The organism is Arthrobacter sp. A5 (assembly GCF_051131705.1).
In the GTDB taxonomy this organism is placed as follows: Bacteria; Actinomycetota; Actinomycetes; order Actinomycetales; family Micrococcaceae; genus Arthrobacter_M.
The window spans coordinates 346,810-361,212 of sequence record NZ_CP180316.1; the positions used below are offsets into that span (position 1 = coordinate 346,810).

Here is a 14,403-nt window from a genome sequence, read left to right on the forward strand (position 1 = left end):
CGCCGTCGGCATAACCCCGACGACGGCCCTCGCGGCAGCTTAAGGCAACGGCGCGGCCTAAGGCAGCGGCGCGGGCCAAGGCAGGGGCGCGAGCCTAAAGCAGCGGCGCGAGCGCGTCCAGCAGCCTTGTCCGCAGCTGCGCGGAGCGGGTGCTGAAATGCCGCTGCTGGGCGACGTACTCAGATTTTCCCGCCGGGGTTTCGATGGCGATCGGCGGGTAGCCCCAGTCGGAAAGGTCATAGGGCGAGGCCTTCATGTCCATGGCGCGGATCTGCCACGATAATTCGAAGCAGTCCATGAGCAGCTCGCTGGAGAGCCCCGGCACAAGTTTGTAGGCCCACTTGTAGAGATCCATGTTCGCGTGCAGGCAGCCCGGCTGCTCGAGGTCGCGCTGGTTCGCCCGTGTTGGAGACAGCTCATTCAGCGGTACGGCCTGCGGAGTGTAAAAACGGTAAGCGTCAAAATGGGAACAACGGATCCGGCTTCCCTCCACAACCTCATCCGTGCCGGCGGAACCCAGCCGCAAGGTAAGGTATTCGTGCCTTACCTGGTTGGCCTCCTGCCGGTAAACCATCGCCCATTCGTGCAGACCGAAGCATCCGAACTGGGCCGGGCGTGTGGCGGTGCGGGCCAAAATAATCCGGGCGAAGTCGATGGCTTCGCGCCGGTCGGCCCGGAAGGCTTCGCCGTCGAAGGTGATGCCCAAGCGGCCTAGGGGCAACCCCGCGGCCCGGCATTCTTCGTCGTTGGCCTGGCGGTAGTGCTTCCAGTCCAACCGGCACATGGCCTCCTGCCCTGTTAATATGACGCCGGCACCGGGATGCCAGCGCCTGAGCTGGCCTGGTTTGTGCGAGTAGTAGGTGAACAGAAAGTCCTCAACCGGATGTTTGAGCCCAGCCGACCGCCGTTTCAGATACGGATCCGCATACTGCGCCACGCGAAGCTCGTGGGCCTCCTGCCGCGGCAGCCACCGGGACGGATCCAGCACAAGCGGGGGAAGCTGGTCGCAGGTCATCACCCTCCCATTGTCCCAGCCCAATGCGTCCTGCGGTGTCCGGCCCGTGCGGTCCGAATTAACCGGCCCCGGGTGCCGCTCGTGCGGGTCCGGATTTACCGGCCCTGCGTCGCGGCAATCGGTCTGGTCATTGTCACGTGCAGCGCTTCGATGTCCGTCGCGCTCAGCCCCAGTTTCTCCGCCATGGTCCCCGGTACCGTAAGGGCCTTCGCCCGCAGCGCCCGCCCAACGTCCGTCAACTCGATGGCCAAGGCGCGTTCATCGTCACGGGAACGGCTGCGGCTGATGAATCCGGCGGATTCCAGCCGCTTCAGCAGCGGTGACAATGTGGCTGGCTCCAGCAGCAAAGCGGCGCTGATGTCTTTGACCGTCCGCGGGTTCCGTTCCCACAGGGCGAGCATCACCAGATACTGCGGATGCGTCAGTCCGAGCGGTGCCAGCACCGGTTTGTAGGCACTCACCACACTTCGCGAGGCCACGCTGAGCGCGAAGCAGAGCTGCCTTTCGAGCAACAGGCTGTCCACGCTTGACTCCATGGCGCTCCTACCCAGATCCGTGAGCGGACCGGCTGCTGTTTCATTAGTGCACTAATAGTCAGCCCACTATTGATCAGGAATGGCCGTTGCAGGGATGAGGGACGACATGCAGGACGATAGCTTCGTAGCGAAGTTCATGAGGACAACGGGCAAACTCCGGGCAATTTTTGGCCCCGCCAACAGCAGCTCGCTCGATCACGAGATGACCGAGGACAATAAACGGCTCCTGGCACAGCAGCAAGTCGACGCCCTGCAGTGGGAAACCGCGCGGCGCCCCGACGGCAGCACCTATTTGGTTCCCAGGGATGGGAACGGTCAGTCACTACGCTGATCCGGCTGGACGGGTCCGTCAACGCGCGCGGTTCCATTTCCGGCCATGAAGCGTAAAATTGGCGCATAGGAGCATCACTCGGGCGTATTTAGAAGGGGGGTGTTGGCCGTGGCAGAGAAGCAGCCATTCGTTGGCCGTTTTATGCGGTTCACCGATCATCTGCAGCGCGTTTTCGGACCGGCGGATCATCTGGATAGTGATACGCCGGTGGTTCATCGGCATGATCAATTCGAGAAGGCCTCCGAAGATGATCTGGCCCAGTTCGAGGTTGAGACAGACTCCGAAGGCCATCATTATGCGGTGCGCAAGCCGCACGAAGGGTAGCACGGCGAAGTTCGTCCCAGCGTAAAGGCAGGGCAAAAATGGCGGGGCGGCAAGGCGGACGGCGTAAGCCGCCCGCCTTGTTGTCAGATCGAAAGCCGCCCATCCGGTAGGCGGGGCTTAACCTGCCCACCTTGTTCGAGGGGCGCAATCCGCCGACCGAGTCAGCGGCCGGTGCCGCCGTACACGGTCACTTCATCGTCGCCGTCGAGGTCAAAGGCTTGGTGCACAGCACGGACGGCCGTGTCCAGCAGATCCGCCCGGGTAACCACGGAAATGCGGATCTCCGATGTGGAAATCAAGTCAATGTTGACGCCAGCGTCGGACAGCGCCTTGAAGAACCGGTAGGAAACGCCCGGGTTGGACCGCATGCCCGCGCCGATCAGCGACAGCTTGCCGATCTCGTCGTCGTAAATCAGAGAATCAAAGCCGACCGACTCCTGGGCGGCACGCAGGGCATCAAGTGCCTCGGCGCCTTCCACCATCGGGAGGGTGAAGGAAATGTCCGTCCGCCCCGTTCCCCTTGTGGAAATGTTCTGCACAATCATGTCGATATTGGAATGTGCGCCGGCAATGATCCCGAAGATTTCCGCCGCCTTGCCCGGAATGTCCGGGACGCCGACAACCGTGACTTTGCCTTCGGACCGGTCGTGCGCGACGCCGGAGATGATTGGCTGCTCCAAGGCAACTCCCTCTGAGAACTTGATTTTGTCGTCGGGGCTGGGCAGGACCCAGGTCCCCTCATGGTCGCTGAACGAGGATCGCACATGGATCGGCAGGCCGAAACGGCGGGCATATTCAACGCACCGCAGGTGCAGAATCTTCGCTCCGGAGGCTGCCATTTCCAGCATTTCCTCGCTGGAGATTCTGTCGATTTTTCTGGCGCTGGCAACCACCCGCGGGTCCGCTGTGTAAACGCCGTCGACATCCGTATAAATTTCGCAGACATCCGCATCCAACGCCGCCGCCAAGGCAACCGCTGTCGTGTCGGAACCGCCGCGTCCCATGGTGGTGATTTCGTGTGTCTGCCGGCTCATTCCTTGAAAACCGGCCACAATCGCGACATTGCCTTTGTCCAGAGCCGTGCGCACCCGGTGCGGATCGACGTCGATGATCCGGGCCTTGCCATGGATACCATCCGTGATCATGCCAGCCTGGCTGCCCGTAAAGGACTGCGCCACGCCGCCATGGTCATGGATCGCCATGGCCAGCAGCGCCATTGAGATGCGCTCGCCGGCGGTCATCAGCATGTCCAGCTCGCGGGCCGGGGGGCGTCCGGCGACCTGGGACGCCAAGTCCAAAAGTTCGTCGGTGGTGTCGCCCATCGCGGAGACGACGACGACGACCTCGTTGCCGGCGCGCTGAGTCTCCACCACGCGCCGGGCAACCCTCTTGATCCCGGCGGCGTCGGCCACAGAGGATCCACCATATTTCTGAACAATTAAGCTCATGCGTGCCTACTCATCGGCTAACCACTGACAATCTCCTGGTTGATTCTTAGAGGCCATGCGACATCTGCGGCGCGTCAGGCGGGTGGGTCTAGTTTATCGCTCATACTTCGATGAACTGAATTTGTGGCGGCAGTAAGACACGGCGACGGTCTATGCCATGCTGTTCTCGGTTCACGGAAGCGTTTTACCGGGAGGAAAGCAGCATGCCAGCTTGGCGCGTCAGGGATTTTCATTCGTCCGACATGGATGCCGTACTGCGTCTGTGGGAGCGGTCGCGGACGGCCGGCGTCGAGCCTGTCTACGCGCTGTCGGAGGTCCTTGCCTCCTGTGAAAAGGACCATGCCGTGATCGCCGTTCAGGGCGAAGTAGTGGTCGGCGCCGCGGTTGCGCGGGCCGCCCATGATCAGGGTTGGATAGTTTTCTTTGCGATCGACGACGATTCCAGAGACCAGGGGATCGGCAGCGGACTGGTGGCGGCCATCGAAAGCCGCATGGCGCCGCGGGGGTTGACGAAGCTGTCGACGCTGATGCCGGAAACCGAAGGCCGGGTGGATGCGCTGCTGCATGCCGGTTTCCAGGATAAGAAGCATCTTCGCTACTTTGAGCGGGAAATTCCGGTGCAGCGCCAGGAAATGGGACTGCTGAGTGAGCTGGGCGGCCGGTTGTTGCCGCGGCACTTGTGGAACGCCGTCGGCGGCATGCAGAAGGAGAAGGAACTGCTGGAGCGCCGGCTGGTGCTGCCGCTGGCTTCTCCGGATCTCGCAGATCAGTACGGCGTCGTGCCACCCCGGGCGGTGGTGTTATTCGGCCCTCCCGGAACGGGGAAAACTACATTTGCAAAAGCGATCGCCTCCCGCTTGGAGTGGCCGTTTGTGGAGGTCTTCCCATCCCGGCTGGCCTCGGATCCGAAGGGTCTGGCCGGGGCGTTGAGGGAAACATTCCTCGAGATCTCCGAACTGGAGCATGCCGTCGTCTTCATCGACGAAGTCGAGGAGATCGCGGCCCAGCGTCAGGGGGAGCCACCGTCGCCGCTGCAGGGAGTCACGAACGAACTGCTCAAAATCATCCCAGCGTTCCGGGACCAGCCCGGGCGGCTGCTGGTCTGCGCGACCAACTTCATCCGCGCCCTCGACTCGGCGTTCCTGCGCCACGGCCGCTTCGACTACGTCATTCCGATCGGACTGCCCGACGAAGCCGCCCGGTACGCCATCTGGCAGCGATACGTCCCCCAGGACGTGGCTGACGACGTTGATTTGGACCTGCTCGTCGGCGGGACCGACGGCTTTTCCCCGGCAGACATCGAGTTTGCTGCCCGGAAGGCATCGCAGCGGGCGCTGGAACGGGCGGTCTACGGACAACCAAGCGGTGCCGCTGGTGCAGCTCATGGCGCGGGCGTCTCGGACGGCGCTGATGGCGCGGCAGAAGCCACTGACGACGACGGGACTCAGGTTAGCGCCAAGGCGGGACCGTCGACTGCGGAATATCTGGAAGCCATTGCAGCAAACCCGTGCGACCGTCTCGGCCGAGGTGGCTCAGGAATTCCGAGAGGATATCGAACGGATCAGCCGGCTCTAGGCTGTGGAGACGCGAACCGCCTAACTTGTTGTTTCCCTCAGCCGATGGCGCTGCGACGGCCCTCGAAAGCCCGGCCGAGCGTGACCTCGTCCGCGTACTCGAGGTCGCCACCGACCGGGAGCCCGGACGCCAGCCGGGTAATGCGAATACCGATGGATTTGAGCATCCGGGCCAGATATGTTGCGGTCGCCTCGCCTTCCAGATTGGGGTCCGTGGCGATAATGACTTCTTCGATCTGATTGTCGTTGAGCCGCGTCAGCAGCTCGCGAATGCGCAGCTGCTCCGGCCCGATTCCGGCAATCGGATTGATGGCGCCGCCGAGCACGTGGTAACGGCCCCTGAAGGAACGAGTGCGCTCGACCGCGACCACATCCTTGGACTCCTCGACAACGCAGATCACTGTAGGATCCCGCCTCGAATCACGGCAGATATTGCACGTGTCCTGCTCCGTGACGTTGCCGCAGATGGAGCAGAACTTCACTCGTTCCTTCACCGTCACGAGAGCCGTCACGAGCCGCTTGATGTCGTCCTGATCGGCTTCGAGGATATGGAAGGCGAGCCGTTGCGCGGACTTCGGCCCAATCCCGGGCAGGCGTCCCAGCTCATCAATGAGCTCCTGAACTGCTCCCTCGTACACCGTTGCCTCGTTCTGTCGTTGTCACTGCTGTTAGCTGCACTGCTGTTAGTTTCACTGCTGTCGGGTCACTGCTGTTAAAGTCATTGCGGGTTATGTCACCGCTGTTGTGACCACCGCCGCCAAGCGGTGCAAGATCGCGCTGGAAAGCTGCTTCACGAGCACTGTCACGCACAGGCGGCGTGCTGGCCTAGGAGCCTCCGATGCTTCTTTCTTCAACCAACCGTCCACCGAGGATGCGCTCCACCGCAGCCCGGCCCACCAGGCCCGAACTCTCGATCGTTTCATCATCCGCGCTCGGAATGTCCTCGACGTATGGCAAGTCTACTTTGCGCTTAGGCGCTGCGATGCGCCCAGCTTGGGCCTCGGGACTGTTTTTTAGCCGCTCGTAAAGACTCATCTTCGGCTTAACCGCGACGGCGTCGGGCGCAATGCCGTTGCTGGTCTGAGTAGTCACGACACCGGTATGCGCGCCGGCGAAACCAGTGAACCCGGAAACTCCGACCGAAGCCGAAGCCGAAGACCCGGGGGGCGGCGATGGCGTGGGCGAAGCCGCGGGGACTTGAGCAGGGGCCCGCGATGTCGTCGGCGAAGACCCGGGTGCCGACGAAGGCGCCCGCGATGAAGCGGCCGAGGATTCCCGTGCCGGGGAAGGTACGGTCGCTGATCCCACTCCGGGCGCCGCCGTAGCCCAGTCGGGCGCGTCCGCTAATGTGCCCCAGCCCGGTTCCGCAGGCTGAGCGGGCCGCGGACCAGCGGCCGCAGTGCTCTGCTGCCCCGGAATCCCGGGCGAACCCTCGCCGCGCCGTCGGGCAGCGGGGGAAGAGGCGCGCTCCTGCGACCGACGGTTCGAGTTCTGCAGCCCTGCCAGGCGGTCCTGCTCGTGGCGTCGTGGAGCGGTGGCAGAAGCGTCCGCCAGGTCTGCTGGAGGGTAATCCCATTCCGGGGCTGGTTCATCGTCCGGGAACGGGGGCTCTTCCAGCTCATACCCCCATGACGAAAGGGCAGTATTGGGCTTCGGGGCTGGTCCCGGAGCCGTGACTTCCGCGGGGGCTTCCGCGGGAATAGTCCCGTTCCCCTGGCCGTCGGCGGTGCCTTCAGCAGGAATGGTCCCCGTCCGCTGGCCGTCCCCGGGGGCTGCGGAAGAAATGGTCCCGTTCCCCCGGCCTGCTGCGGGCGATCCAGCGGAAGGAGCCATATCGTGCGGCCGGGAGGCCGCGGACGCTGAAGGACGGACCGTCCGCGCGGACGGCGCTGAACTCCGGGGTCCGTCGCTCAGTGAAGTGAGGCCGCCGCCCTGCCCGTTTGAGGACGTTGGAACCGGTGCGGACCAGACGGATGAGGACGACGGCGGGTTTCCATCAGGCTGAATGGGCTGTGGATTAGCTTGGACCCCGTCGGAAACAGGGGAACCGAGCCCGCCGGCTTCCGCAAGGCCGCCGATTCCGGCCGATTCCGTGGGATGAGACTGATGCTGGGTTGCCGGAGCCGGAGCCGGAGCCTGGGACGCCGGAGCCTGGGACGCCGGAGACTGAGGCTGTGGTGCAGCTCCGTGGCGGTCCCCGAACGTTTTCTCCGACACCGGTTCCGTCGCCGTTACCGGACCTTGAGCAGGCCGGGGAGAACCGGCCGGGAATTCCCGGCTAGTAGATGCTTTTGGGTCTGGTTCAGAGCTCGAACCAGCGGCGGAAAATTCTTCCGCGACAGCGTTGATCCGGCAGTTCATGCCCAACGTTTTGTTGATGGCCGCTCGAAGGTTGTCCGAATGGTCTCCTCGGCTGAAGGCGCCGGCAAGCCCCGCGGTTCTGAATGCCAGCTGCAGCGTCTCACCATCAAAGCTTTGCGGCGTGGCATTCGGTGCGACCAGGGCCCAGCTGCTGCGCTTGACCGTAGTCAGATTATCCAGAATTTCAGGCCAAGCGCGGCGGAGTACTTCGACACCGGTCGCACCTGACGCAGGAGCGCCTGGGGGTGCAACAGTTCCGGAAGCCGGTGCGTCCGCGCCAACCGAAGCCGCGACAGAAACCGAATCCTGCGTCCGAGACGTTTCCGGAGGTTGGGGGCCGGGGGATTCTGACGTGTGAACCCCTTGGAAGTCGTCTTGGGACTGGCGGGACCCGGCTTGGCTACCCTCTACCTGTGCCTTGTTCCCCTGTCCAGCATCGCGTCCGGACGCATCCTTCTGAACGGGTGCGGGATTAACGCGTCTCGAGTCTGTGGCATTGCGTTCCGTTGCCGTCGCCGGTGCCGTTGCGTCGTCAACTGGCCAGTCGTCGGTGCTGACGCGCGGGCGGCTAAGCTGATTGCCGCCGTCGTTCATGGAACCGGCTGGCCGACCGGCCACCGTGGGCTGTTCAACAGCCGAAGCAGCTTCCGCGCCGCCGTAGCTGAGCCGGCGCTCAATCCTGTCCAAGCGTGCCGCCATGCCGCGCTCCGACTGATCGGCGCCCGGCAATAGCAGCCGCGCGCTGAGCAGTTCCAGATGCAGTCGTGGCGACGTGGCCCCGGTCATTTCCGTCAGCGCAGTGTTGGTGACATCTGCCGCGCGGGACAACTCGGCGGCACCAAGCTGGGTGGACTGCGTCTGCATCCGGGCGATCTGATCGTCCGGCATACCTCGCAGGATCGCATGCGCGCTCTCCGGCATGGCCCGCACAATGATCAGGTCGCGGAAACGCTCAAGCAGATCCTCGACAAACCGCCGCGGATCGTGACCGGTCTGAATGACGCGGTCCACGGCTTTGAAAACCGTCGCGGCATCCGAGGCAGCCAGGGCATCGACTACATCGTCCAAAAGAGAGGCATGCGTGTAGCCGAGCAGCGAAACCGCCAGTTCGTAGTCCAGGCCGGCCGGACCGGCGCCGGCCATCAGCTGATCCAGCACCGACAGCGAATCGCGGACGGAGCCGCCGCCGGCCCTGATCACCAGGGAAAGTACTCCCGGTGCAACGGGGACATTTTCCTGCCGGCATAGCAGGCCAAGATACTCCATCAAGGGCTCGGGCGGGACCAGACGGAAGGGATAATGGTGGGTGCGGGACCGGATGGTGCCGATGACCTTATCCGGCTCCGTTGTCGCGAAGATGAACTTAATATGCTCCGGCGGCTCTTCGACGATCTTCAGAAGTGCGTTGAAACCGGCCGAAGTGACCATGTGCGCCTCGTCGATTATGAAGATCTTGTAGCGGTCCCGGACGGGCGCGAAGGTTGCTCGTTCACGCAGATCACGGGCGTCGTCGACGCCGCCATGACTTGCCGCATCAATCTCGATCACATCGAGTGATCCCGGGCCTCCGCGCGCCAGCTCGATGCAGCTGTCGCACTTGCCGCAGGGGATAGCGGCTGGCCCCGCGGCACAATTCAGACAGCGCGCCAGAATGCGTGCCGAAGTCGTCTTGCCGCAGCCGCGGGGTCCGGAGAAGAGGTAGGCGTGATTGACGCGGTTTTTCTGCAACGCGGCCATCAGCGGCTCGGTGACATGCTCTTGTCCGATAACGTCCGCGAACGAATCGGGACGGTATCGACGGTATAGAGCGGTAGGAGCGGTCACAGGTGAAACCCTATCTGGTGCAACTGACATTCCGCAGGCAACGTCGGAGACCTGTGGAACCCTTAACGTAAAGACCCCTCATGCACCCGCCAGAGCCCGTTTACCCTTGCTACCTTCCGGTCCTGGGGGAGTTCAACAGGGTGACGCCACATGAGGGGCCGGGAATCAGCTTACCCGAAGTTTCGCGCCGGGATTTAACCTTCGGTTGGGCGGGCCTGTCGGTCGTGCTTGCCGAGACCAGATGGTTTATCCCGGCAGGCTCGGACGCGGGCGCATCCGATGGTCGTGCTTGGTTATCCGGTGTCTTTGGGGTGGGTGGTATAGGTCTGGCCGGAGGGTGCTTTCCAGGTGAGGGTGCCGTTGCCGGTTTGGGTGACTTTCCAGCCCATTTTGTGTTTAAGCCGGTGGTGCCGTTTACAGAGACATGCGAGGTTCTCTATCTCGGATGGTCCTTGTGGCCAGGGGAGGGTGTGGTCGGTGTCGGTGAAGCGGGCTTGGCGGGTGCAGCCGGGGAAGCGGCAGGTCCCGTCCCTGATTTGCAACCATTTACGGGTTTTCTGCGGGATTTTGTAGGGGTTTCGGTCTTGTTTGGCGGGAATTTTGGTGACGGGGTCGGTGAGCATCCGGTACCAGACCGGTTGGTCCTTGGCGAGGTCGAGGGCCGTTTCGATTGGCATGGGCCCGTAGCCATCGAGTTCGGCTGCCTCGTCGGTGATGCCGAGCAGGGAGAACAGCGGGATCATGATCATGATCTGCGCCTTAATCTTCGGCGCTTTACCGTGACCCTGCCCCGGCCCACAGGCCCCTGCCCCGCGGGTGCCGCCCCCACCTGTGCGGCCCTCACCTGTGCGGCCCCCACCTGTGCCGTCCTCGCTGCTGCCGTCGTTGGTGCCGTGGGGGCAGTGGGTGCCGAGGAGGTATCCGGCGGTGAGGTCCGCGCGCAGTTGGGTCAGGGTGCGGGGTTCGGCCGGTCCCTGGGCTTTCGTCGCCGCTTCGGTGATGGTGTTGTACGCGGCGAGGGCCGTTTCGGCCGGCAGGTACGCTTCGAGGTAGGCCACGCCGTCCTGCGCCGGTCGGAAGTTCAGGGATCTGTCCTGCGCGGCCTTGGTTTTGCGGGTGATGAACGCCTCGGGGTGCAGGGTCTCGCGCAGCCGCCGGGCCCGGGAGGACAGCTGCGGGTTGTTCTGCTCCGCGGCGCGTTTCAGTACGGCGCTTTCGTATCGGGGCAGGCAAATGGCGGGGATGCCCTCGCTCTGGTGGAGGATGGTGCGCACGCGTTGGTAGTCCAGGTCCCCGACGGTGAAGGCGTTCAGGGTTGCAGGGAAGTTCTCGACGAGGGTGCAGGATTCGTTGAGGAGGAATCCGGCGGTCCGTTCGGCCAGGTGCAGGGCGCAGCCTATTTCGCTGACCGCGGTGGCGTGGGCCAGGGACTGGCCTCCGATGGTGCTGCGGACCGGTTCTGGCATTTCATCCAGGACGGTCTGCTGGATCCGGGCAGCCAGCCGGGCCTTAAGCGCGCCGGCGTACGCTTCGAGCCGGCCGGCGTCGGCGAGGGCGGTCACCGCGCCGGCGGTATCCAGGTCATCGGGGATGACGGTCGTGAGGTCCCGGGCGAGATACGCCATCGGGTGCGCATTGACCAGACGCGGGAACAACGTATCCATCAGCAACGCCGTGGCTGCTGCCGCGCCGGCATCCGGCATCCCTGGTGCGCCCGTGGCATCCGGTGCTCCCTGTTCGCCCGTGGCTTCCGGGGTTTCCGGCGCGCCCGTGGCTTCCGCGGTCCCCGGGGTTTGAGCCCGGGGTTTCTGCTGGCCTTCCATGAAACCAAGTCAACCAGAGGGGTCCGACATTTTAGAGCCCAGTCGCAGCCACCCCTGCGACCGCGCCAACCTTGCGGCCACTCCGCTGTGTCAACCGCTGCCGTCGATCTTCCTGAGTATTACGACTGGCTGTCCGGCAACGTGTCCTTTGGAACGGAGCCGCGATTAGGCACAATGCGAAACAAACAGGTACTCTGGAACCTGCTCATTGCGAGCAAACACTGGAGGATTCGCCTAGCGGCCTATGGCGCACGCCTGGAACGCGTGTTGGGTTAACGCCCTCGGGGGTTCAAATCCCCCATCCTCCGCCAGTGTAAAGCCCCGTTGTTTTGCCTCTACGCAGATTGGCGGGGCTTTCTCGTTGCCCGAAGGGGCCGGCGTCTTCCCGGCGCCGAGGACCGGCTCCGCGTTCCCGCGGCACCGTTTCCACAGTCCGTCAGCAACCCACGCCCAGCGGGTTTTGGTGGCAATCATCGGCATAGGTCTTCGTCACGGACCGCCAAACGCTGACCGGCAACGGAGCGGAAGTGAACGTCCCTTGCCCGGGAATTGCCAGCGGCGCTCCGCCATTTACCGAGTAGGTGCCGCGGAAATGAGTTGCGACGGTGACCGCGAAATCGCCCGTTATTGTGTAGATGTGGCTGGTGGGAGTCTTCTCGCCCCACCGGTCTTGCGGCAACTGTGCACCGGAGTTTGGGGTGGGGCCAAGGGAGATGCCATCCCCGTAGTCCCAGGCGTAGGAGAGCGGTCTGGCCTTTATATGGACTTTCTGACCCAGCAGGTTGATGTCGAATGCCTGCTCGACCGCGTCGGCATAGAGATTGGTCTCCGCGCCGCGCAAGGTATTGGGCCCCGGCTGGCTGGCCACTGTCGCGGGTACGACTGGGGAGTTCTGAAATTCGTGTTCGATGCTAGCGGCTATCTCGGCGAGGATGTCCCGGGGCTTTTCGGAGTACACGCATGTGGGGCCCATCAGGAAGTCCCAGACCGGGGAAGGGCTGGTTTTGAGGGCCCTATACCAGTTGACGAGCTGCCCGTTGGGTGCCTCGGTGCAACGGCTAGCGGCGTTTGCTAGACACACTGTCAGGAATTCATCGCCGCCGGTTTGGCAGACAAGCTTAAAGTCATATTGGTACGGGTCATTGGGAAGAGCTGCGGGGTAGATCCCCCAGAAGCCTCCGTCCGGCGTAAGCGTCCAGACCTGAGTGCCGATGCCCGATCCATCCCAGTTATTCTTGATCCGATCCAGCTCATCTGCAAACGTAGAATTTGTAATGACGCTGGTAACTACGAACGCGAGTAGTAATGGGCATAGGAGCAAGCGGCTTCGATTTCGATTCCATGCCCGAATCATGGGCGAGGCCCACCCAAGTGCTCCACTGTAAGGGCAACCCAGACTTCGTTCTGCCGCGCCGCGACTAATATGTCCGCGATTGCCGGCGCAGCGCTTGTTGCCTCGTTGAGGGTCCCATCGCCATTGTAGTAATCGAGGGCCGTTTGTTTGACAAACGACGTAGCTTGGTATGTTCCGGACGGAGTCAGGACAAAAGTGCTCTGAATGTCGAGGACCACCATCTTGCCACCCACGAGCCAGCGGCCTCCCTCATGCCATCCCGTCGCGACTTCTTTAGCGTTGGCACAAGTTGTGCAGCTCGGATCCGTGATAGCGTCGATTGGCGTTGTATCCCCGGTTTCGTAGGCGTAGGACAGCGTTTCGTACCAGTACCGGGCAAAGGCTTCGATTCCGGCCTTCGAAAACTCGTCAGCTAAGGGCGGTTTCACCGGCAGCGGGACATTTTGAGCCGGCCCACTGGCATCTGCGGGCTTGTACACTGCGGCCGATGCCGTCGGGCTGATTACAGGGCTCGCCGCGGCACTCGTGCTTGCCGCCGGCGGAGCCGTGCCGGTAGTAGTAGGCGTCGCTTTGGGAGACCCGGCGCAACCGGTCAGGACAAAAGTGAATGCTATGCCGGCCAGCATGGCTGCGACGCGGACTTTTCTGCTGCGTTCGGAGAATGTGAGCATCGAATTCCCAACCGAGTCGGTGATGTGCCAATGCCTAAGGTTGGTTAAAGGTAGCGCAGATCGCAGTCGGGCGTCCAAGGTTTTCCACAGGCAGTCGGGTCCGCCGTCAGCTGGGTCACAGGCAGCCGGTCCACCGGCAGTCGGGGATACAAGGAGGGGCGATCTTGAGGGGCTTCGTCATTGGGCCCGCTGAGAGGCCGCTCCCGACATGCTCGCTCAGCGCTCGAGCAGACCCAGGCGCTGCAGCCGGCTCCGGGCGGCGAGCTCGCTCGGCCCCACGCGGCTCAGGGCCAGATGCACGATGCCGAGCACCGCCTTCGTAGCGGTGGCCACGGGTAATGGGATCCGGCCGAGGCGTGCCTTCTGCAGCCCGAGCATGTCCCGGTATTTCGGCTCCAGGGTTGCCACTGCGGCGGCGAACAGTACGCGGTAGCCCGGCATCAGCGTCGGATGCAGCGGCGGTCTGCGGAGGAACGCCACCACCTCGGCCACCCGCGCGTCGAACTTGAGATCGCCGTCGTCGTACCATTTGTCCAGCATGCGGCGCATTTCTGCCTCGCTGGTGGGTGCATCGTTGACGCCCATCAGCGTTCCGGCACGGACCCACTCACGGACATAGGCGTCGGGGCCGCCGGGGATGGCACGGCCCCAAACTCTATGCGTGCTGAGGAAGGCATCGGTGAATGCGATGTGGATCCAGCGCAGCAGTTCGGGGTCATTGGCGGAATAGCCGCGCTCCACGCCATGGCCGTCGATGAAGCGGCCGTTGACCCGTTCGTGAATCCGAAGCACCCTGTCTGAGGCGGACTTCGCGTCGTGGGTGGAACCGTAGGTGACTGTGAAGATCCATTGAATCGTCCGCGCCAAGCGGCCCAGCGGATCTTCCCTGAAGTCCGAATGGTCGTACACACCGGCCAATGCCCCGGGGTGCAGTGCCTGCATGAGCAGTGCCCGGATCCCCGCCACGATCGTTGCCATGGAGCCGTGGACGGCCCAGGTCGCGGAGCCCGGCTGAAAGTAGCCGGCGTCCTCCCCTTCGGCGAGTTTCGGCACCCATGCCGGGACGGCGTCGGGAGATCCGGTGAGTGCCCTTTTGAGCTCGACGCGCCACGTCTTCAGGAAGTTGGCCATGTAACAGTGTC

Annotated in this window: 11 protein-coding genes, 1 tRNA gene, 1 other RNA gene and 1 pseudogene; 4 read left to right on the forward strand and 10 right to left on the reverse strand. The window is 63.5% G+C overall.

Translation table 11 applies throughout. The annotated features are described in order from the left end of the window. Positions 1 to 94: 94 nt before the first annotated feature. Positions 95 to 1,015: a 3-methyladenine DNA glycosylase gene (locus ACLLJI_RS01695; protein WP_434617192.1), complete on the reverse strand. Its 921-nt coding sequence runs from the start codon at positions 1,013 to 1,015 to the stop codon at positions 95 to 97. 95 nt (positions 1,016 to 1,110) lie between these two features. Beyond that, positions 1,111 to 1,551: a MarR family winged helix-turn-helix transcriptional regulator gene (locus ACLLJI_RS01700; RefSeq protein ID WP_434617195.1), complete on the reverse strand. Its 441-nt coding sequence runs from the start codon at positions 1,549 to 1,551 to the stop codon at positions 1,111 to 1,113. A 106-nt stretch (positions 1,552 to 1,657) separates the two neighbouring features. Here ACLLJI_RS01700 and ACLLJI_RS01705 point away from each other — a divergent pair, with 106 nt between their 5' ends. Further along, entirely contained in the window at positions 1,658 to 1,882 is a 225-nt protein-coding gene (locus ACLLJI_RS01705) for a hypothetical protein (protein WP_434617197.1), read from the forward strand. 141 nt (positions 1,883 to 2,023) lie between these two features. Next, on the forward strand, positions 2,024 to 2,206 hold the full coding sequence (locus ACLLJI_RS01710; RefSeq protein WP_434621069.1) for a hypothetical protein: 183 nt from the start codon (positions 2,024 to 2,026) through the stop codon (positions 2,204 to 2,206). A 161-nt stretch (positions 2,207 to 2,367) separates the two neighbouring features. On the opposite strand, the gene ACLLJI_RS01715 is transcribed toward ACLLJI_RS01710, so the two are convergent. Beyond that, entirely contained in the window at positions 2,368 to 3,654 is a 1,287-nt protein-coding gene (locus ACLLJI_RS01715) for an aspartate kinase (protein WP_434617201.1), read from the reverse strand. Positions 3,655 to 3,857: 203 nt separating this feature from the next. On the opposite strand from ACLLJI_RS01715, the pseudogene ACLLJI_RS01720 reads away from it, so the two are divergent. Continuing rightward, positions 3,858 to 5,229 (forward strand): annotated as a pseudogene (locus tag ACLLJI_RS01720) (ATP-binding protein). A gap of 37 nt (positions 5,230 to 5,266) precedes the next feature. Here ACLLJI_RS01720 and recR read toward each other — a convergent pair. The 4 genes from recR to ACLLJI_RS01740 all read right to left on the reverse strand — a co-directional run bounded on the left by recR (position 5,267) and on the right by ACLLJI_RS01740 (position 11,236). After that, positions 5,267 to 5,866 carry a recombination mediator RecR gene (gene recR, locus ACLLJI_RS01725; RefSeq protein WP_434617204.1) on the reverse strand — a complete coding sequence of 200 codons (600 nt, stop codon included), beginning with the start codon at positions 5,864 to 5,866 and terminating at the stop codon, positions 5,267 to 5,269. A gap of 187 nt (positions 5,867 to 6,053) precedes the next feature. After that, positions 6,054 to 9,443: a DNA polymerase III subunit gamma and tau gene (locus tag ACLLJI_RS01730; protein WP_434617207.1), complete on the reverse strand. Its 3,390-nt coding sequence runs from the start codon at positions 9,441 to 9,443 to the stop codon at positions 6,054 to 6,056. Between the two features lie 36 nt (positions 9,444 to 9,479). After that, an RNA gene (gene ffs / locus ACLLJI_RS01735) (signal recognition particle sRNA small type) lies at positions 9,480 to 9,576 on the reverse strand. Between the two features lie 130 nt (positions 9,577 to 9,706). Next, positions 9,707 to 11,236, reverse strand: coding sequence for a DUF222 domain-containing protein (locus ACLLJI_RS01740; protein WP_434617209.1), 1,530 nt, complete (start codon positions 11,234 to 11,236; stop codon positions 9,707 to 9,709). A 223-nt stretch (positions 11,237 to 11,459) separates the two neighbouring features. Between ACLLJI_RS01740 and ACLLJI_RS01745 the strand changes: the two genes are divergently transcribed. Continuing rightward, a tRNA-Ser gene (locus ACLLJI_RS01745) sits at positions 11,460 to 11,547 on the forward strand. A gap of 125 nt (positions 11,548 to 11,672) precedes the next feature. On the opposite strand, the gene ACLLJI_RS01750 is transcribed toward ACLLJI_RS01745, so the two are convergent. From ACLLJI_RS01750 to ACLLJI_RS01760, 3 genes are all read right to left on the reverse strand, one after another. After that, complete coding sequence (locus tag ACLLJI_RS01750) at positions 11,673 to 12,194, reverse strand: hypothetical protein (RefSeq protein ID WP_434617211.1); 522 nt, start codon at positions 12,192 to 12,194, stop codon at positions 11,673 to 11,675. A 392-nt stretch (positions 12,195 to 12,586) separates the two neighbouring features. Next, complete coding sequence (locus ACLLJI_RS01755; RefSeq protein ID WP_434617214.1) at positions 12,587 to 13,069, reverse strand: DUF6318 family protein; 483 nt, start codon at positions 13,067 to 13,069, stop codon at positions 12,587 to 12,589. Positions 13,070 to 13,477: 408 nt separating this feature from the next. Next, on the reverse strand, positions 13,478 to 14,392 hold the full coding sequence (locus ACLLJI_RS01760) for an oxygenase MpaB family protein (RefSeq protein WP_434617216.1): 915 nt from the start codon (positions 14,390 to 14,392) through the stop codon (positions 13,478 to 13,480). Positions 14,393 to 14,403: the final 11 nt, after the last annotated feature.